Annotated in this window: 21 protein-coding genes; 13 read left to right on the plus strand and 8 right to left on the minus strand. The window is 36.1% G+C overall.

What is annotated here, in order from left to right; genetic code table 11:
* The first annotated feature begins 306 nt into the window (after window positions 1-306).
* Together ACTWQM_RS12370 and ACTWQM_RS12375 are read left to right on the plus strand one after the other, a co-directional pair.
* A complete protein-coding gene (locus tag ACTWQM_RS12370) occupies window positions 307-1,542 on the plus strand; it encodes a S1C family serine protease (protein WP_443258466.1) in 1,236 nt (411 codons plus the stop codon).
* Between the two features lie 392 nt (window positions 1,543-1,934).
* A complete protein-coding gene (locus ACTWQM_RS12375) occupies window positions 1,935-2,081 on the plus strand; it encodes a hypothetical protein (RefSeq protein ID WP_443258467.1) in 147 nt (48 codons plus the stop codon).
* Window positions 2,082-2,085: 4 nt separating this feature from the next.
* Here ACTWQM_RS12375 and ACTWQM_RS12380 read toward each other — a convergent pair whose 3' ends face one another.
* The gene (locus ACTWQM_RS12380) at window positions 2,086-2,466 is read right to left on the minus strand and encodes a DoxX family protein (protein WP_443258468.1); all 381 of its coding nucleotides are present in this window, start codon (window positions 2,464-2,466) and stop codon (window positions 2,086-2,088) included.
* A gap of 152 nt (window positions 2,467-2,618) precedes the next feature.
* Here ACTWQM_RS12380 and ACTWQM_RS12385 point away from each other — a divergent pair, with 152 nt between their 5' ends.
* On the plus strand, window positions 2,619-4,334 hold the full coding sequence (locus tag ACTWQM_RS12385) for an ABC transporter ATP-binding protein (protein WP_443258469.1): 1,716 nt from the start codon (window positions 2,619-2,621) through the stop codon (window positions 4,332-4,334).
* A 47-nt stretch (window positions 4,335-4,381) separates the two neighbouring features.
* On the opposite strand, the gene ACTWQM_RS12390 is transcribed toward ACTWQM_RS12385, so the two are convergent.
* A complete protein-coding gene (locus ACTWQM_RS12390) occupies window positions 4,382-4,945 on the minus strand; it encodes a hypothetical protein (protein WP_443258470.1) in 564 nt (187 codons plus the stop codon).
* A gap of 221 nt (window positions 4,946-5,166) precedes the next feature.
* On the opposite strand from ACTWQM_RS12390, the gene ACTWQM_RS12395 reads away from it, so the two are divergent.
* Window positions 5,167-5,463 carry a 4a-hydroxytetrahydrobiopterin dehydratase gene (locus tag ACTWQM_RS12395; protein ID WP_443258471.1) on the plus strand — a complete coding sequence of 99 codons (297 nt, stop codon included), beginning with the start codon at window positions 5,167-5,169 and terminating at the stop codon, window positions 5,461-5,463.
* An 81-nt stretch (window positions 5,464-5,544) separates the two neighbouring features.
* Here the strand turns inward: ACTWQM_RS12395 and ACTWQM_RS12400 are convergent, their stop codons facing one another.
* Together ACTWQM_RS12400 and ACTWQM_RS12405 are read right to left on the minus strand one after the other, a co-directional pair.
* A complete protein-coding gene (locus tag ACTWQM_RS12400; protein ID WP_443258472.1) occupies window positions 5,545-5,922 on the minus strand; it encodes a nucleoside 2-deoxyribosyltransferase in 378 nt (125 codons plus the stop codon).
* Complete coding sequence (locus ACTWQM_RS12405; protein ID WP_443258474.1) at window positions 5,919-6,470, minus strand: GNAT family N-acetyltransferase; 552 nt, start codon at window positions 6,468-6,470, stop codon at window positions 5,919-5,921. The genes ACTWQM_RS12400 and ACTWQM_RS12405 overlap by 4 nt, the downstream gene beginning before the upstream one ends.
* 922 nt (window positions 6,471-7,392) lie before the next feature.
* Here ACTWQM_RS12405 and ACTWQM_RS12410 point away from each other — a divergent pair.
* From ACTWQM_RS12410 to ACTWQM_RS12440, 7 genes are all read left to right on the plus strand, one after another.
* Window positions 7,393-8,064: a 5'-methylthioadenosine/S-adenosylhomocysteine nucleosidase family protein gene (locus ACTWQM_RS12410; protein WP_443258475.1), complete on the plus strand. Its 672-nt coding sequence runs from the start codon at window positions 7,393-7,395 to the stop codon at window positions 8,062-8,064.
* Window positions 8,065-8,652: 588 nt separating this feature from the next.
* Window positions 8,653-8,868: a hypothetical protein gene (locus ACTWQM_RS12415; RefSeq protein WP_443258476.1), complete on the plus strand. Its 216-nt coding sequence runs from the start codon at window positions 8,653-8,655 to the stop codon at window positions 8,866-8,868.
* A gap of 138 nt (window positions 8,869-9,006) precedes the next feature.
* Complete coding sequence (locus tag ACTWQM_RS12420) at window positions 9,007-9,681, plus strand: RibD family protein (RefSeq protein WP_443258477.1); 675 nt, start codon at window positions 9,007-9,009, stop codon at window positions 9,679-9,681.
* A gap of 161 nt (window positions 9,682-9,842) precedes the next feature.
* On the plus strand, window positions 9,843-10,304 hold the full coding sequence (locus ACTWQM_RS12425; protein ID WP_443258478.1) for a hypothetical protein: 462 nt from the start codon (window positions 9,843-9,845) through the stop codon (window positions 10,302-10,304).
* 104 nt (window positions 10,305-10,408) lie between these two features.
* Window positions 10,409-10,675: an NUDIX domain-containing protein gene (locus ACTWQM_RS12430; protein ID WP_443258479.1), complete on the plus strand. Its 267-nt coding sequence runs from the start codon at window positions 10,409-10,411 to the stop codon at window positions 10,673-10,675.
* A gap of 307 nt (window positions 10,676-10,982) precedes the next feature.
* Window positions 10,983-11,507, plus strand: a complete 525-nt coding sequence (locus tag ACTWQM_RS12435; protein WP_443258480.1) for a hypothetical protein — start codon at window positions 10,983-10,985, stop codon at window positions 11,505-11,507.
* A gap of 130 nt (window positions 11,508-11,637) precedes the next feature.
* Window positions 11,638-12,225, plus strand: coding sequence for a hypothetical protein (locus ACTWQM_RS12440; RefSeq protein ID WP_443258481.1), 588 nt, complete (start codon window positions 11,638-11,640; stop codon window positions 12,223-12,225).
* 160 nt (window positions 12,226-12,385) lie between these two features.
* Here ACTWQM_RS12440 and ACTWQM_RS12445 read toward each other — a convergent pair whose 3' ends face one another.
* The gene (locus ACTWQM_RS12445) at window positions 12,386-12,841 is read right to left on the minus strand and encodes a hypothetical protein (RefSeq protein WP_443258482.1); all 456 of its coding nucleotides are present in this window, start codon (window positions 12,839-12,841) and stop codon (window positions 12,386-12,388) included.
* 11 nt (window positions 12,842-12,852) lie between these two features.
* Window positions 12,853-13,869, minus strand: coding sequence for a DUF3231 family protein (locus tag ACTWQM_RS12450; protein WP_443258483.1), 1,017 nt, complete (start codon window positions 13,867-13,869; stop codon window positions 12,853-12,855).
* Between the two features lie 186 nt (window positions 13,870-14,055).
* Between ACTWQM_RS12450 and ACTWQM_RS12455 the strand changes: the two genes are divergently transcribed.
* Window positions 14,056-14,544 (plus strand): hypothetical protein, encoded by a 489-nt coding sequence (locus ACTWQM_RS12455; protein WP_443258484.1) that lies wholly within the window; start codon window positions 14,056-14,058, stop codon window positions 14,542-14,544.
* Window positions 14,545-14,651: 107 nt separating this feature from the next.
* Here ACTWQM_RS12455 and ACTWQM_RS12460 read toward each other — a convergent pair whose 3' ends face one another.
* Both ACTWQM_RS12460 and ACTWQM_RS12465 read right to left on the minus strand, forming a co-directional pair.
* Window positions 14,652-15,875, minus strand: a complete 1,224-nt coding sequence (locus ACTWQM_RS12460) for an IS110 family transposase (protein WP_443258485.1) — start codon at window positions 15,873-15,875, stop codon at window positions 14,652-14,654.
* A 701-nt stretch (window positions 15,876-16,576) separates the two neighbouring features.
* Window positions 16,577-17,545: a sugar phosphate isomerase/epimerase family protein gene (locus tag ACTWQM_RS12465; protein WP_443258486.1), complete on the minus strand. Its 969-nt coding sequence runs from the start codon at window positions 17,543-17,545 to the stop codon at window positions 16,577-16,579.
* A gap of 208 nt (window positions 17,546-17,753) precedes the next feature.
* On the opposite strand from ACTWQM_RS12465, the gene ACTWQM_RS12470 reads away from it, so the two are divergent.
* Window positions 17,754-18,743, plus strand: coding sequence for a LacI family DNA-binding transcriptional regulator (locus ACTWQM_RS12470; protein ID WP_443258487.1), 990 nt, complete (start codon window positions 17,754-17,756; stop codon window positions 18,741-18,743).
* Window positions 18,744-18,764 lie beyond the last annotated feature (21 nt).

An 18,764-nucleotide genomic window follows, 5' to 3' on the forward strand; every position in this document is an offset into this window, starting at 1 on the left:
GTCGCTACGGGCGGATGCGCACCTTAGGGCACGACCTCAGCCTCCTCGAGAAGACCACTCTGCGGGGGCTTCGGAAACGTGCTATTTCCGCGGGAGTCACCGCCCTCCGCTCACCCGGACTAGTGTAGTGTTGTCACACATTATCCTATAGCGATTCCTACCCGAATCAACAGCGTAGGAAATACACGTAGAATCCAGTGGGAGCTGAGGCATAATAGCACTCAAACTTTTTAAAAAGTACTTCGCATTTTATATCAATTGCCAAGCTTAAAAGAACAGAGCCTTTAAGAAAAAGGGGATGGTTCAATGGGTTATTTTGATGATGACTATCAGCCTCCAGACCAAAATAATAAACGAAGCCGATGGTTGGTTCCTGCTCTAGCAGGAATAATCATTGGTATGGTTATTATTTTGATTGCTTTACCCACCTTGTTGAAATCAGATGTGTTACCAAAAGCATGGACTGCTCCAATTGAAACTGCAAGTGACAATACAGCCAGCAAACCAGAATCGAGTGGTTATGTTTCCGTTGATGTTTCAACTCAAGTTACAGATGTTGTTGAAAATGTCTCTCCTGCTGTAGTAGGTGTAGTCAATATCCAGCATCAAGGTAATTTCTGGGAACAACAGGGCGGAAAAACTGGTCAGGACAGCCAGAATCAAACAGGTACAGGTTCAGGGGTTATTTATAAGAAAGCAGATGGTTATGCTTACGTTATAACGAATCATCATGTAATAGATGGAGCGGATACGGTTGAAGTAGTTTTATCCAGTGATAAACATGTAGAAGCAGAAATACTTGGCAGCGATTTGTTCTCCGACTTGGCCGTATTGCGAATGGATGGGAAGCAAGTTCAGGAACCCATTGAAATGGGAACATCCGAAAACGTTAAAGTAGGCGAACCGGCAATTGCAATTGGAAATCCACTAGGGATGATGTTTTCCGGATCTGTAACACAAGGAGTCATAAGTGGAAAGCAGCGAACAATACCACAGGATTTTAATCAAGATGGCCGTGCTGACTGGCAGGCGGAAGTAATCCAAACAGATGCGGCAATAAACCCGGGTAATAGCGGTGGAGCTCTAATTAATATGAACGGAAATTTGATTGGAATTAACTCGATGAAAATCAACCAGGAAGCTGTAGAAGGAATCGGCTTTGCAATCCCGATTGATGCTGCCAGACCAATTGTAGAAGAGCTTGAAAAAACGGGGAAGGTTACCAGACCTTACTTAGGTGTTGAAATTTATTCACTTGAAGAAGTACCACAGACAGAATGGGATGATACCTTAAATCTTCCTGAAGGTGTAAATGGTGGGGTTTATGTATGGAGTGTTGAATCACTATCCCCAGCAGATAAAGCAGGAATTGAACGGCTTGACGTAATTGTCGCAGTTGGTGGCAAGGAAGTAATGAATATCATTGATTTAAGAAAAGTTTTATACCAGGAGAAAGAAGTAGGTGATTCATTAAAGGTTACCTATTACCGAGATGGAGAAAAGAAAGAAACAACAATTAAACTAGGAGAACAACGAAACTAAAGGCTAACTTCCAAGTTAGTCTTTTTTTATGGCTGTTTTCTATAATTTTGTTGTTTCTGAACAAAAAAAATAAAATGCGATGGTAAAGAGCAATAAAGTTTGCTAAAAGATCATTGTTTATCCACAGACTGTGAATAGATTGTTTATAACATCAATATATTGTACGGAACATTTATTCTATAACTAAATGAGTGCGAACATTTGTGCATATGTGGATAAAATTGTGGATAACTAGGCCGACTACCTTCTAATAATTGGAAAGGTGCGTTGTTTAAGGCGGATCGCCAGTTAAAAGAACATTATCCTTTTTTAAAGGAAGTGGACAGCATTTCCCTTCAAAAGTCCGTAGATTCTGACTGACTGCTTACTAATGGTATTACAGAACTGAAACAATGAGTGCCCCACTGCGGCAGGCAATGGGACTGGATTTAAAAGTATTGGATCATATTATTACGTTTACAGAAGAGGTTGTTGTAGGAGTTATTGGTGCTATTTTTGTTGTGTTTGCTACCATAAAGTTTTCCAACGCTGAATCGTAACGTACTAGGTAAGTGTTTTGCCTGGTGCGTTCTGCCAAAGCAGTATGAGCAAGATAAGCATGACAATGTCAAGCCTTGCTTCAAATGCAAAGGAAAGAAATCCTTGGTTTGTAGTTAAGATAGGCAGTTTTGTAAGGAAAATAGCTGCTAAAATAATAAATATAAGTGCTGCGGTAGCGCGTTTAAGATACATTTGGCTAACAATCAGTGCACCGCACACTATTTCTGTGATGGCAACGAGAAAAAGAATTGTTTCCGGATATGGTAATCCTAAATTACTGAAAACTATTTTAAAGTCATCAACGAGTAACTTAAGAATTCCAGTTGTAATAAATACGTAGCCTACTGCATAACAAATCCAATTTATCACAGGTAATTTCTTCATAAGTAGTTCACCTCCAAAAAGTTTATATGTAATCATATGCAAGAACATAGACAACCTTGACAACCTTTTTCGGTGGCAAGTCCTCTTTATTGCCAAGCTTGTTAATTAGACTTATAATTCCTTTAGATTAACTTAAAAAGGAAGTGCAACTCTTGATTCGACGTTTTTTTGCTTACTACAAGCCACATCGGCGTTTATTTATTATTGACTTTACAGCGGCAGTATTTGTTGCGCTATTGGAACTTGCTTTTCCGATTGCAGTCCAGGAATTTATTGATAGATTATTACCAAAAGACAATTGGGATTTAATTATCATAGTCAGTATTGGATTATTACTGATTTATTTACTTAGTACTTTCTTGCAATATGTTGTAACGTACCTTGGTCATAAACTTGGAGTCAATATTGAAACGGATATGCGCCAGGACTTGTTCCATCATGTCCAACGCCAATCATTTCGTTTTTTTGATAATACAAAAACAGGACATATAATGAGTCGGATTACTAATGATTTATTTGATATAGGAGAGCTGGCACACCATGGGCCAGAGGACTTTTTCATTGCGATTATGACATTTGTTGGCGCATTTTGGTATATGTTCTATCAGAATGCACAGCTGGCATGGATTATTTTAATTGCCGTACCGTTTTTAATCTTTCTGATTGCTTACAGTAACATTAAAATGAATAAGGCCTGGCGGGCAATGTACCATGATATTGCCGAGGTGAACGCACGGGTTGAAGACGCTGTTTCAGGCGTCAGAGTTGTACAATCATTTACAAATGAAAAATTTGAGATGGAACGTTTCACAAAGGATAATTACAGTTTTCGTAAAGCAAAAATTGGAGCATACAAAGTAATGGCATTTGTCCATTCGAACATATACATGATGATGCGCCTGATCGTTATAATCGTGTTGGTAGTTGGTGCGTGGCTTAGCTTTAACGATGAAATTACAACCGGCGAACTAGTTGGTTTTGTATTGCTTGTTAATGTGTTGTTCAAGCCGATTGAGAAGATTAGCGCCTTGCTCGAGTTATACCCAAAAGGAATGGCAGGCTTTAAACGTTTTACCGATTTATTGGACATAGAGCCAGATGTCGTTGACCATGGCAGCGCAAAGCCAGTCAGTGCACTAAAAGGAAATATCTCATTTGAGGACGTTACGTTTGGTTATGAAAAAACGCATGCGCCTGTTCTGAAGTCCCTCAGCCTAAACATTCGATCAGGGGAAACCGTTGCATTTGTCGGACCGTCTGGGGCTGGTAAAACAACGATTTGTTCACTTATTCCGAGATTCTATGATGTTGATGATGGGAGCATTAAGATTGATGGACTTGATCTTAGAGATATGACGAAAGAATCGTTACGACATCAAATAGGTGTTGTGCAGCAGGATGTATTTTTATTTACCGGCACATTAAGAGATAATATTGCCTATGGTAAGCTTGATGCAACTAACGAGGAAATTGAGTATGCTTCAAAACAAGCACATATGGAGGAATTTATACAAGAACTGCCGGATGGCTATGAGACGCAAGTTGGTGAACGTGGCTTGAAATTATCAGGAGGTCAGAAACAGCGTATTGCGATTGCACGCATGTTTTTAAAAAATCCACCAATCCTGATTTTAGATGAGGCGACATCAGCCCTGGATACAGAAACTGAAACGATAATCCAAAAAGCATTAACAGAACTTACAAAAGACAGAACAACATTAATAATTGCCCACCGATTAGCGACAATTAAGAATGCAGATAGAATCATGGTTGTAACCAAGGATGGTATTGAAGAAGAAGGAAGTCATGAAGAATTATTGAAGCGTAATGGAATATTTGCTCATCTGCATAAGGTACAGATGCGGTAAGTAATAAGAGGACTCCAGTGCTAAATTAGATTAGGCACTGGAGTCCTTTAGGTTTTGTTGTGTTTTATTTTTTTAAAAAGATTCGTCATTCCTAGGGCAATAAATACTATTACAATGTCAATCAGGAATAAATATACCAGATTCATGCCTTTGTGCATCCTTAACAGTTCAACAGCTGCAGAAATTCCTCCAAATCCAAATGCAAATATAAAGGATCCAATAATGGAATATATGTAGAAGTTTTTTCCGTTCTTGATACAGTATTGATATAGTAGCATAAAAGTAACCGGAAATAGTACTGCTGTCACAGTGAATGCCTGTGGCAATAAATAAGAAACGCTATGCGGGTGATTGAGATAATTATTTGAGGTTAAGTAGCCATCAACATATAGCCAAAGTATGTGTACAGAATAACCATAGAAACATACTTCGAAAAATCTTTTCTTGTCTAACACGAAAAATAGTATAATGAGTGGTAGCAGAATAGCAGCCACATTAAACCAAAAATACCACGTACCCATATTTGAATACATGTTCCAATGTTCGGTAATGAGATTACCAAGCTGCTCCTTCGTTTCGTAAATTTTAAAATAAAGTTCTTTTTCATTCATCGATTGGCCACCTCAAGACATAAGTAATCACAATTGTAGTCTTAGTTAATGAAGTGGATTGTATACGTGCAATGATGTATTTGGGTTGTTGTAATTGATATGAGGAGTTATCCCCAAAATCCTGTGGATAGACTGTGCATAAGTTGTTGATTTTAGGTGATTAGGATAATTATTTGTTAAACTGAGGATAACCATCAAATTATTTATAAGGAGGAGAGATAATGGAACGGTTAAGTGAAGAGCAAATCACAAAGGAATTGGCAAATTTGCCTGATTGGAAACGACTTGATGAAAAGTGGATTGAACGCAAATACCGCTTTAAAGACTTTCTAAAGGGTGTACGGTTTGTTGATCAGATTGCAGAATATGCAGAAGAAAAACAGCATCACCCTTTCATTTCGATAGATTATAAAGTTGTCACAGTAAAAATTTCATCGTGGCAAATGAAGGGGCTAACGGATTTGGATTTCGAGATGGTTAATCACTTTGACAAACTTTATGATAAGGCAGATAAATAAATTAACATAACATTTTGTCGATATTTCCCGGGAAATGACGAATCCCCTCTGCCTTTAGCCAGAGGGGTATTATAATAGAGCCTAGGTTAAACCAATCCTTTCAACAAAATCATCAATTGCTCCATAAAAATGCTCGACACCATGTAAATAGTAAAACGTTGATGCAGTAGTTTTATCTATCATGTCAGTAGAATAAATATAAACACGTTTATCTAATGCAAGTGCCATTCCTAACTCTGTGTGACTGCCCTTACCGCCAGGAAGCAAAAGAATGAAGAAGTCACAGTTAAGAACTGCTTCTTTTTCGAGTATGCCAATTCTACTGAGTTCTCTCTCAGTTGTTGCTCGCTCGTTCCTTGTCCAATCATATGTAAGGTTATAACCCCTGGACTGGAGCTTTTGTGTAACATATTGTACTTGCTCTTTATTCGCAAATTCTGAAGCCACGTAGAAATTCATCGGTTACGACTCTCCCACTCACTTGCAAGCTTTCCATAAATAACATGGTCCACATAGTGATTGTATAGCCACTCTGCCTGACGTATTTGTCCCTCTTTTACAAAACCAAGCCGTTCAGGAATTGCTCTGCTTCGTTTATTTTCATAAGCAGCACGAATTTCTACGCGGTTCATTTCGAGCGTATGGAATGCATAATCGATCAAGCCGCTTGTAGCACGTGTCATAATCCCAAGGCCTTGGTAATTCGTCCCAAGCCAATATCCAATAGAAGCAATGCGGTTTCGCCAACTAAAATTATTAAACCCAGCCACACCAGCAAGTGACCCCTTGTAGAAGATTCCTGTCGTCATACCCTTATTCTCATCATAGCTTTTCAGAGTGGAATTAATAAATTCTTTTGAGTCAGTAACTGTTGTTGTGTTGTCTACCCATGCGAGCCATTCCCGTAACGAATCCCGCGAAGTATCCGTTAACTGGAATAGAGATTCGGCATCATTGCTATCCAGGAATTTCAAGGTAATATCTTCATCAACTTCATAAAAGAACATTTGGATCACTCCTCTTCTAACGGTTTAAAAATTATTCTATCATAAATATAAGTCCGTTACTTTATAAATTAAAAATAATATAATAAAAAGAGGCCGGGACAAAAGTGTTTCAATCAAGGTAAAATCCAAACTATGATTCAAAATTCTTGAAATAGAATCCGAATATGTTTGGATTTATTTTAGATACTGATTAGATATAAACTGCGAACTAACATGGAAAAATAGCTGAGTGCTATGACACCGCTTCGGAAATACACTTCGCGCACCTAGGGCAACGCTTCAGCTTCCTCGGAAACAAAAACCGCTTCCTGCGGGATCTTCAGCTGTTGCTTCGACGAACAGGACGTTCTAGTACCGGCGTTGGTCACAGGACGTGACCGGTTTTAGCCGGTGACACGCAGGAGTCTTCGTGAAATTCCTCCACTGGGTTTTGCTCACTAGAACTTAAAAAAACAAGATTTTATTAACGGGTTCCTTTTCCTATCACAAACATTAAAAATGTAATGTAAAATGACTATCAAATTGTATGCTAATTTTTTGTTGGTTTAATAGCATTTTCGACTTAATACCTATTAAAATTGCAGTGTAATTTGTACCCCAATTTGTTAGGTAACAGTAGCCAGTGCAAGTCCACATTTTAACCTACCAATTCGTATGCAAATAGACATATATAAAATTACCAATAAATTGGAAATTATTTTATTTTCGCTTGATTTTACAAGGTATTCAGAATATTTATGTTAAAATAAATGCAGCGATTGTGAACCATTACACCTAAACGTAGCAGGTTAGTAAAAAAGGATATTTACATATTAATAACGAATTGGTGATAACACAGTAAAGAAGGATAGTGATTAAAATGAATTCAGACCGTGTATAGACATTCAATAGTGATAAATTATATTCGTAGGGTGATAAGTCGATGATAGGAATAAGTATTGCAACGAAGTGGGAATATGAAGTGACATTAGAATACTTTAGCATAAAAGATAACGAACGTTTCGGTTATCCTTATGGCGAGTATTTCACAAGAATAATTAATGATACTGAACTTGTTTTTTATAGTACCGGTGTAAGAAAAGTAAATGGTGTTGGTGGTAATCAGTATATGATTTCTAAATTTAATTTAACTAAAGTAATCGTTGCTGGAACATGTGCAGGAATAGATGATAAATTCAGTAATTTGGATATTTTTGTACCCGATAAAGCCGTTCAATATGATTGCACAGTAAAAGAAATTGAGCCTCTTATTAAACAATCCTTCATAGTTGATATTGCTCTATCAAAATATGGAAATGAGTTTTATACCGGAACAATTGCCACGGCTGATAAAGCAGTAGTTATGTGGAAGGACTATTTCGAACTTAAAGAAAACGAAATAACAATAGCCGATACAGAAGCGGGTGCAATTGCTTATATCTGTAAGAAGAATGATGTTGAATGCATTATCATTAAAGGAATATCTGATTTTCCAACAGATGAAAGAAACTCTGATAAATTGGAATCGAACATTGAACAAATTGATGTTTATTTAGAAAACACACCCAAAGTTATGAACAAAATATTTGGCGAATATTTAAAAAGATTTATATAAATAAATTTAAAGTTAATAACTATCGTTCTACGTTAGTTCCAAATCCATTATTTTTTGTGCTTACTGTAAATATATTGTAAGACCTTTACACATATCCCTATTATAATAAAGGAAGGAAAGTTGGGGCGGAATACTTTACTTTTAGATAAAAATGGTGAATGGACAAAAAGATAACTCAACTCTTATTAAGCTAAAGGGTGACAAATGTTTAATAAGGGATCGTCGATTTCGTTGATCCTATTTTTATTGCAAGAATTATTGGAATTTTACGTTAAATTGAATATGTGAATAAACTTACTTAAATTAACGCAGCAGTATAGTTGAAGAAGAAAAATTGACAGAATATAGAAACATTTGTGGGTTGCTTTTCATATTTAGAAGTAAACCAACATTAAGGGGGAGTTTTCAGTTAAAAGATTTTTATATTATCTCGGTTGTACAGTTGTTATTGGATTTATTTTTTATCTAGGAGCTAAGTATCAAACTCGATTAAAAGAAGAGGCTGATGTAACATTTAAGTTAACGCCTGTTTTAATTTTCGCAACTATATATCCTATGATTATTGGAGTGCTCTTACGATTGCCCAAATTGATTATTGAGATTAAAGTGAAAAAGCTAAGGGGATTTGATTGGATTAAATTCGTTGCAGTTGGAATTCCAGCACTATTTATAGCAATAGCACCGATATTGATATACAGGAATTTATTCTTTGTAAATGATTTAATATTGTACGGAAATACCACATTAACAACAACAGCAGGTATTGTATTTGGTTATGTATTTATAGACAGTTTTAAAAAATAAAAGCTATTTAGGTAAAGGGTGCTTATCTTGAATAAGGAATTGCACCCCTGTTCCACTAAATAAGGGGAGAAAAATTACTGACATATTTAATTCGTTTTCTATAAAATTAGAAACAGATTAAGAAAGGGGTGCTTCATATTGAATAGACCTGAAGTTATTTTAAATGTCTTCTCTTCTGTTGATGGGAAAATTACCACAGCTCCAGAGAAGAATGTAGCGGAATGGGCCGCAGCAGGGATTGACGGAGAGGCGAATGAAATAACTCACCAACTATACGATGAGTTAAATTGTGATGGTTTAGCATCTGGGAGTGAAAGTTTAATAGTTTGGGGAAAAGATTGGGTAGAGCTTGATAAGCCAATTTACGAGCCTAAAAAATCGAAAGCGTATATTGTTTTTGATGGTAAAGGACGTATTGACTGGTACCAAACGGAAGGGTTATTAGTTGTTACTAAAGAAAACGTCTCGGTTGAATATATTCAACAATTAAAAGAGAAAGGAATCAATCATATATTAGCAGGAACAGGAGAGTTTATAGATTTATCTATTGCTTTAAATAAGCTATATGATATGGGATATAGAAAATTGGGACTTAGTGGCGGGGGTTCAATAAATGGAGCTTTCTTAAGACGGGGTCTGATTGATGAAATTAGTTTAGTAATAGCACCTTTAGCAATAGGAGGTACTGCTACACCCTCAATTTTTGATTCAAAGGACCTAAAAGATTTAGATGATGCGACTAACTTAGAGTTAAAAAATGTGAAACCTGTTGGTAATGGTTCAGTTTGGCTCCGTTATAAGGTGAAAAAATAACTTCTTCAACTAAACAGCTAATGAGTTAGTGCAAAGGGAATTGTGAACAATTCTACTTAAATTAATGGGTGCGTATCTACAACAAGCAGATATGCCTTTTTAATTAACGGACAGTTTAAAGTAAATGGGAAATTTTAATTTGTGTTAGGAGAGATTTGGTTTTGATAAAGATTATTACATCATTGTTAGGGCTATCGATTCTTTTGTTGGTTGGGTGCTCTAATGAAGAGATAGCTAACCATCTTGTATTTGAAGGGAAGAGTGAACATTGGTATCCAAAGTTGGAGATTAAACAATCCAAAGACGAAAATGACTTTGGTGAATACAATTACAGCTTAAGCATGAGAACTGAATATATTGGTGACGACGCTGAAGAATTAGAAAGGACCAAAGATTTAGGTATTAAATGGCATATTGAAAGTGAGGATGATGTAGAGGATTATGGTGGTACATATTCTGATTTCCAAAGTTGGATTGGTAATGCTCCTGGAGGTAGTTTGACGGAAACGAATGCTAGTGAATTTTACACTCCAGAAGATGCAGAAATTAGAATAGTTATTAAATGGGGAAACGAAGAAGAAGTTATTCCATTAGAAAATACGACAATTGAATATAATAAATAAAGTGTTTGTTAAGCTAAAGGGTGCTTTCCTTGAATAAGGAATCATCCTTGTTCCACTAAAGTGGCGATTTAAACGATAAACTGTTATGGAGGACGGAATTATCATTGAAACCCATTAGAAAAGCCTACGGTTATGTAACAAGAATTAAAGATGGAATAACACAAGTATTGGTTTTTCAACACCCGATTATTGAAGCAGGTATACAAATACCAAAAGGTACAGTCAATGACGAAGAAGATACTTATGATGCAGTTATAAGGGAAATTGAAGAAGAAACAGGATTGAAGAATTTTAAGATTGAGAAATTAATTGCCAAAGATTATTGGGAAAATGGTGATGGTGCAATACATAATAGGTTTTTTACAAGATAAATGTATCAGGTATACCAGATAATTGGGTTTACAAACCAATTGGTGGAGGAGATGAAGAAGGGTTAACATTCCGCTTTTTTTGGATTTCCTCTGTAAATGAAGTTGACCTTATACGGGGGCACGGTGATTACTTAAATCTCATTTTAACATAATCCTTGTTCCACTAAAGGTGCTTTCCTTCAATAAAGAAAAGGCATTTCTTGTTCAACTAACGCAGCAGAAGAGTTGAAGAACAAGATTTGAATATAATGCCTTTTGAAACCTATTTGCATAAATGGTCGTATTACTTATAAAGGGGGAGATTTATTTGAAAAATTATAAATTATTAGCAATCGCTTTTTTAACTTCACTTCTATTATTTATGGTTGGATGCACTGAAAACACAGAAATGAAAGCACAAGATGAAAACATACAGACAATTGAAACTGTATTACAGAATGCTGTTATGGGTCCAGATGATGAATTAAAGGAAATATTTAATAGTGAAGAATCTAGCATCGAAGATTTACTGCAATATGATAAAGCCCATTTTGAAGATTATTTTGCAAATGAAACATCCTATAGGGAATTTGTAAATAACAATAATGGTTCTGGAATACTGATTGAAGCAATGAAATATGATTACAACTTTAAAGTGAAAAATATCGAATACGAGAAAACAGAATCTGAAGAGATAATTTATGAATTCACCTTAGAATTACAGTACCAAAAAGAAGGCAGTGAATCATCAGAAGTTGAAACGGTTACTGGTCAAGCAAATTTAAATAAAGAACATAAAATTGAAGATATGTTAATTCGTATAGGTGACTTTTTGGGTTCCTTGAGTAATTAAAGTAATTTCATTAACGGGTGCTTTACTTCAATTAGGAAGGCATTTCTTATTGAACTAACAAAACAGTTTTTTAAAAAAATGGAATTAGGCTTATGGCGAAAATACAAATGTTGTGAATTGGGGGAGTTCAATGAAACGATTCTTAAATCTAAATACGGTATATATTGCAGCAGCAATAATAGTTCTTGGTGTTGTGCTTGTACCTCTAGCAGTGGAAACATATAATCTTCGGACACAAGGGATAAATTACTTTACCACTAACATTGAAGATTATCATAATAATGCACACCCTGTTGAAGGAGAAAATACAATCGAGATTGATTTAAATGATTTGGAGAGTAACAAAGAAAAAGTGCTTTTTCAGGATGGAGAAAACCAAATTTATATGTCTAAAGTAATCGCTCATAATTCAAATGAATATGAAATGTTCTTTAGGTCAAGTGGAAGTTACAGTTTAGGTGGTGCAACACTAGTATCGGGTGTGGAACTCCAACATAATAATGATGATTTAATTAGTAAATTTCAGGCGAAAGCAAAAGCAACGTATAGAGGTGATACTTATCAATTAAGTCCTTCTGAAGATACAAGTGATGTAGAAGAGTTTGGATTTTATTTAGATTTACCAGACAATATAAATCCTGATTTTGAAGAAGAAGGAATGATTGATGTGACAGTTACAAACTTATATGTAAATTTTTGGGCAGAGAAATCATCTTGAACTAAAGGGTGCGATTGCGAAATAAGGCAGTCACTATTTCACTAACGCAGCAGGTTTCTTTAAGAGGGGGAATTGAATTTTCTTACTTAAATAAGCAGGAGGGAAGTAACAGCCCACATAAATATCCAATCTACATTTAATAAATATAGATGAATGGGTATTAAAAAAATTTGTAAATAAAACTCCTAATAATCAATCCGATTATTACTCCAGGAATGACAAACAACATAGGGAGCCAAACTGGACCAAATAGCACCCCAAATAACGTTAATGTTTGGCACAAAACCAATCCTGTGGTGACAGAGTAAGCAGCAAATACAAATGGAAGAAAAGAATATCTATCTTTACCACCACCAGCATCTTTCCAAGCATCCCACATCGCAAAAAAATACAGACACGGATAAAACATTAACCAGCCGTAGTCCGTTTGTTCAATCGATTGTTGAATATTACCTTGAAAACTTAAAATAATCACTTCGTTAAAATTTGCTTGAACGTTGACCAAGAACTCTAATATCAGCAGAACAGTGCCTTTAAATAATTTTCTGTTTAAAAACTGTCCAAATCCAGGTAAAGCAGCTGACCATAATAGTTTCTCAATAGGATTCTTATCCACTCATATCTCCACTATTTCTTTTTCGTCTTTGCAATTTCAATATTATCAATGGATGAAGGGGGTTTTTCCATCCAATTATGTTCAATCATAATATTGGCTCCATCCTCTGCATATTGAACAGCTTCCAAAGTAATACGCATAAACTTTGAACCTAAATCACGTCTTGAAACCGTTCCTAAGGCTACACCATAATATCCAAGAGACATTCCTGATAACATTGATACCTGAAACATCATTAGTTTATCCGAAAAAGGGGCTGTTGTTGATTTTAATACGTCTGAGTCCAATGTTGGAGTTTGTGAAAGGTTCTCTTGATTTAATATTTTAGCCATAAATTCAACTACTTTACTGGCAATATTAGCTCCCCTAACCATATAATTTCGCACTTCTTGTAAACCAGCCGTTTGAGCAAACCCTAATAATAATGCTTTACCAACGGAATTTCGTTCCATATTGTTATAAAAATGCATAATTTCAAGTGCATTCATAGGATGTCTTTCTCCAAACCAACCTGTCAAATAACCTTGTTTTTCAATAAAGTCTACTTTGTCTGGTATTGGAATAGGGGCGGCTCTACTGTATAACCCTTTCTCTAGCAAAACATCTAATGACTTATTATATAAATTTCTTGTTAGGTCAATTGCTTTAGAGTTAAGTTCTTTTACATCTGAACGTGCACAACCAGCGAAAGATGCACCGTAGGAAGTCATCCCGTGCCTCGCCATATTATGAACAAACTTTAAATGGAATGTATCAGAATATAACGCAGGTGCATTAAGATTTAAATCCTCGCTCTCACTAAAACCAACAGGAATAGCGTGATTTTCTTTTTCGTAGATATTTGTGATGTCTTGAATTATCGATTCAGTAATTTCAATAGCAAGTTCTAATACTGAACTAATTTCTGTATCTTGTGTTTTTGCTTTAAAATATTTTAGTACACATTTAGACATACTATTATTCATGTAGCTAGTCCAAAGTGAAGCTACTTCTGATGAAGTAAGACGAATATTGTGTTCAGTTTCCATATATAACCCTCCAAATTTTAATTGACATTAAATAATTTCTCCTAAATAATGAAAAATATAAATTTTAGAGAAGCGAGGGTTGATGGAAATACAAAAGGGTAAGGCTTTAAGTCTTTAAATAACAATAGGTTGTGAATTTTTACACTTAAATTAAAGGGTGCTTTACTTCAATAAGGAGGGGATTGAATGAGAATATTTAATCTTTTAAAAACTAATATCAAGTCGCTCTTTTTTCATTTCATTGTTATAGGTATCGCTGGAATTTTAAATTTGGAAGTTTGGAGCAGAATTGAAAATAAAAACTTATCTCTGGCTGTCTTAATATTTTCTCTGGTTCTGTATTTCAGTTTAGGTTTCTTTTTGACAAATAAAGGTTCCATCGGTGAAAATATCCAGGCTGTTTTCTTAATCCCAATATTGAGTTTGCTACTATATCTAGGTACTTTACTACCTGCCACTGGTTTTGAAGGTTCAATGTTAAATTCTTTTAACTTCTTATATTTTGTAACTATTCAACCATTCTTAAATATAACAGGTATTCCTGCTAATTTTGATTATCCACTGATTTTCGCAATTGTTCCTGCTTTGATGTTATGGCTTGGCTTACAAGTAAAAAATGTCTTTATGAAAAGGGAAAACTCTTCTCATAGATTATTAAACTACCATGAAAATTAACTTCTGAAATAACGAGAAAAAGGCAAAACTAAAGAAGACGCAGCTCATTGGTTTTTTTAAAAGGGAGAGCGCCAAATTCCAAGGTCTATTGAAGTTGAATGATCATATCAAGATGCTTCTGGTTCTATAATTGAAACGGTATACCCTAGGCTTTCTAGTCTTCGAAGTGAATGCCGAACAATAGATTGTTGTTTTTGCTTGTCGAAATAATCTTCGCCTAAATCCACATACATTTCTTTACGAGTTAATAGATAATAGGCAATACGCAATATCGCATGAGCTACTACAATTCCTGCTCGTTTTTTACCTTTTCGTGCAGCAGTTCGGCGATAAAGTGCGCCAAGATAGTTTTTTGATCCTCGGACAGAATGAGCTGCTTCGATTAATGCTGATTTTAAGTATTTGTTTCCATTCTTAGTTTTAGAGGATTTTCGTTTTCCTGCACTTTCGTTATTTCCAGGAACTAACCCTGCCCAAGAACACATTTGCGATGCACTAGGAAATTGGTTTTTAATATCTGTTCCAAGTTCAGCGAGCATTTGTTCAGCCATCCGAGTTGCTATTCCAGGAATTGAATCTAAGCGTTCAATATCTTCTTGGTTAATGCTTACTCTACTAGCTACCTCTTGATCCAGCATATCGATTTGTTTAGTTAGAAAGTCAATATGGTTTAAAATAGTCTTTATCATGAGTCTTTGATGATCACTAATATAACCTTGAAGTGCAAGCTTAAGTTCTTCCTTTTTCTTTTTCATTGTTCGTCTTGCAAAGTTTGATAGTATTTTGGGATCGTCTTCGCCTTCGGCGATTGCTCGAAGCATATCACGAGCAGACACTCCCATAACATCGGAAACAACAGAACCAAGTTTGATATTAGCTCCTTCTAATACTTTTTGAATCCGATTATGTTGTCTAGCGCGCTCTTCAATAATGCTTCGGCGATAACGAACAAGTTCACGCAACTCTCGTTGGTTTCGGTCTGGGATGAAACTAGCTCTGAGTAAACCGTGGCGAAGTAGTTTGGCAATCCATTCGGCATCTTTTACATCTGTTTTACGTCCAGGGACAGATTTAATATGTTGGGCATTCACGACAAGAAACTCAATATCTTCTGCTTCTAGTAAATTGACAATAGGTTTCCAGTAGACACTTGTACTTTCCATTGCCACATGAGTACACCTGTGTTCCTTAATCCAATCAACCAATTGAATTAAGAATACCGTTTTAGTTGAAAATGTTTTAATCTCCTTTCCTTCTGGAGTGATGATACATGCAGTAATGTTGTCTTTATGGACATCCATACCACAGGCTCTTTCAATGATTACATCCATTGAAAACATCCTTTCTACGGCATATATTATTGGAGGCTGGTGCAACAACCAGAATAGGATTAATCTACCATGAGTGCTTCCCGTAAGGGAGCGACAATCTGTGATGCACCGTGGTCGAAGGAGTCAGACTAAAGGATGGGCTCTCACGCACCATAGTTGATCGACCTTCCTCTCCCAGCCGTAGAATCCAGTATCGACGGAGTAAACCATTTTCATTCTCTGTGGTGTAGCGCTGATTTTGCGCTACATGTATGACTAACGGGTGCGTTAGTTCAAGAAGCAGTTGAAAATAAATTGAAGAAAAATCTCAGTTCAGTGAACTGAGATTCTTAATTTTTAATTACAAATATCACTACAAGTACGATGCAAATAGTTATACAAATTTAGTTACATTTTAAAGTGTAATTCTACGTTTTGTGATAGGAAACGGAACCCGTTAAGATTTTATATCACCAAACTAGCAGTTGGACTATGCGAGACACCTGTGGGACAGCGATCCTAAGAACCCCACGGAAAGCGAGTATATTCCAACTGCGTGGGTAGAGTGCCACACTAAATGCTACGAATTGGTTATCTATAGTTTACTTCTAAGTTTATATCAACTACGTATTAGATCCAACTATCCTATCCTGTTATTATTCGCCTTAGAGTGGAAAGTTTTAGTTATGTCCCATCCTCTTGCTTTTAATCTATGAAGCCGTTTAAGCCCACCACATCTCCCCAACAGACTCTTTCACCATAACGGGTTTCAAGTTCTCAACAGCTTTGGTGAACCCTTCATCAATGGACATTAATCCATCTTCATGTTCAATGCTAACGACATAATCATAATCCATAAGACGCAATGTGCTGACCATGTCTGCCCATGTTTTGACATCATGGCCAAAGCCAACTGTTCTGAAATACCAGGCACGATCACGCATTTCCGAGTAGTCGGTCATATCGGTTAGGCCATTTCTGTTCATGTTTTGCTGGTCGATTATGGTATCTTTTGCATGGAAGTGGTGAATCGCATTTTCACGTCCCAGAATTTTAATTGCCTCTACCGGGTCAATCCCCTGCCACCACATGTGGCTCGGATCAAGGTTGGCGCCAATTGCTGGACCGCATGCTTCCCGTAAACGCAGCATGTTACCTGGTGTATGGACCGAAAATCCACCATGCAGTTCCAAACCGATCTTCACGTTGTGGGCTATTGCAAGATCATTTTTATCCTTCCAATATGGAATCAGTTTCTGTTCCCATTGCCATTTCAGTACTTCCTGAAAGTCGTGTGGCCATGGGGTAACAGGCCAGTTTGGATACAACGCTCCTTCATGATCGCCAGGACACCCTGAGAAAGTGTTTACAACTGGAACATCAAGCTTGGAGGCTAGACGTATTGTCTTGTTCAATAACTCATCTGCAGGTTCAGCAAATTTCTTTTGGGGATGAAGTGCATTGCCATGACAGCTTAGTGCACTTATTTCTAATCCATATTCCGTGATCTTCTGTTTAAATTGCTGGAGCTTGGTTTCATCATTTAATAGTTCATCAACCTTGCAATGTGCATCCCCCGGAAATCCACCGGTACCTAATTCAATTGTTTCAAGTCCTTTTGAAGAAACATAACGTAACATATCATCAAAAGTCTGATCAGAGAATAACACTGTAAAAACACCTAATTTCAAAGAAAGGACCTCCTTCAATATAATTATCAGAATATACTGCCTTGTAATCCGTTACATTATTAACATATATAATTTATCCTATTAAATCAATAGTTTTATATAAATTAAATTTTTGTATTGACAGATAATTTGATATCGATTACTATAAAAATTGTAAACGATTACAATTAAATAGTAAATTGATATGATGGAAAGTAGGACATAAAAGATGGCAAACATCCAGCAGGTTGCTAAACAAGCAGGAGTTTCCGTAGCAACGGTTTCCAGGGTATTAAATGGGCAAAGCACGGTAACCGCCAAAACAAGAATTAAAGTAGAAGATGCAATTAAAAAATTAAATTATGAACCAAGTTTGCTGGGGAGAAACCTACGAAACTCGGAAAGTCGAATTCTTTTAATTCTTATACCAAAAATTGCAAATCCATTTTATTTGGACATAATTAATGGAATTGAAACTGCAGCACTAAGTCAGAATTACAATATTCTTTTATGTGAAACGGATTCGAATCCTGAGCGGGAGAACATTTACTTTGATCTAGTCAGGAAAAAAATGGCTGATGGAATAATTTCAATGGATCCGGCTGTAAACATTGACACTTTAACTGAACTGGCCGAGCGTCATGCAATTATCCAATGCAGCGAATACTCAGAAGACAGTGGAATACCATATGTAACAATCGATAATGAAGAAGCCGCATATCGAGCAGTAAAACATTTGATTAAAATTGGCCATGAAAATATTGCTTTAATAAATACAGATGAAAAGTACTTATATGCACGGCAACGTAAAGCTGGATACAGGAAAGCATTGGAAGAACATAACATACCGGTCAATGAAGACTACATATATTACACACAGCACTTAGGATTTGAATATGGTCAGCATGCAATGAAGAAAATATTAGGCTCAAAAAACCGACCGACCGCAGTGTTCGCGGTATCAGACCTATTAGCAATTGGATCATTAAAGGAAATTAACAGCTATGGCCTAAGTGTTCCTAATGACATTGCAGTTGTAGGGTTTGATAAGATCGATTTTTCAAACATGACAAATCCAACACTGACAACAATTGCACAGCCAATGCACAGGATGGGCACGATAGCCGCGGAGATGCTGATTGATAAGATAAAAGGTGCAGATGTTGAAAGTATTATATTAGATCATGAACTCGTTATTCGCGAATCTACCTCAGGATAAGGCAACTAAGAGTAGCGCTCT

Origin of the sequence: Virgibacillus sp. L01, assembly GCF_052246775.1 — a bacterium.
Classification (GTDB): domain Bacteria; phylum Bacillota; class Bacilli; order Bacillales; family Amphibacillaceae; genus Lentibacillus.

Coding starts and splice junctions, on each gene's coding strand:
- ACTWQM_RS12370 (WP_443258466.1), top strand. CDS start 307: ATGGGTTATTTTGATGATGACTATCAGCCTCCAGACCAAAATAATAAA.
- ACTWQM_RS12375 (WP_443258467.1), top strand. CDS start 1,935: ATGAGTGCCCCACTGCGGCAGGCAATGGGACTGGATTTAAAAGTATTG.
- ACTWQM_RS12380 (WP_443258468.1), bottom strand. CDS start 2,466: ATGAAGAAATTACCTGTGATAAATTGGATTTGTTATGCAGTAGGCTAC.
- ACTWQM_RS12390 (WP_443258470.1), bottom strand. CDS start 4,945: ATGAATGAAAAAGAACTTTATTTTAAAATTTACGAAACGAAGGAGCAG.
- ACTWQM_RS12395 (WP_443258471.1), top strand. CDS start 5,167: ATGGAACGGTTAAGTGAAGAGCAAATCACAAAGGAATTGGCAAATTTG.
- ACTWQM_RS12400 (WP_443258472.1), bottom strand. CDS start 5,922: ATGAATTTCTACGTGGCTTCAGAATTTGCGAATAAAGAGCAAGTACAA.
- ACTWQM_RS12405 (WP_443258474.1), bottom strand. CDS start 6,470: ATGTTCTTTTATGAAGTTGATGAAGATATTACCTTGAAATTCCTGGAT.
- ACTWQM_RS12410 (WP_443258475.1), top strand. CDS start 7,393: ATGATAGGAATAAGTATTGCAACGAAGTGGGAATATGAAGTGACATTA.
- ACTWQM_RS12440 (WP_443258481.1), top strand. CDS start 11,638: ATGAAACGATTCTTAAATCTAAATACGGTATATATTGCAGCAGCAATA.
- ACTWQM_RS12450 (WP_443258483.1), bottom strand. CDS start 13,869: ATGGAAACTGAACACAATATTCGTCTTACTTCATCAGAAGTAGCTTCA.
- ACTWQM_RS12455 (WP_443258484.1), top strand. CDS start 14,056: ATGAGAATATTTAATCTTTTAAAAACTAATATCAAGTCGCTCTTTTTT.
- ACTWQM_RS12460 (WP_443258485.1), bottom strand. CDS start 15,875: ATGGATGTAATCATTGAAAGAGCCTGTGGTATGGATGTCCATAAAGAC.
- ACTWQM_RS12470 (WP_443258487.1), top strand. CDS start 17,754: ATGGCAAACATCCAGCAGGTTGCTAAACAAGCAGGAGTTTCCGTAGCA.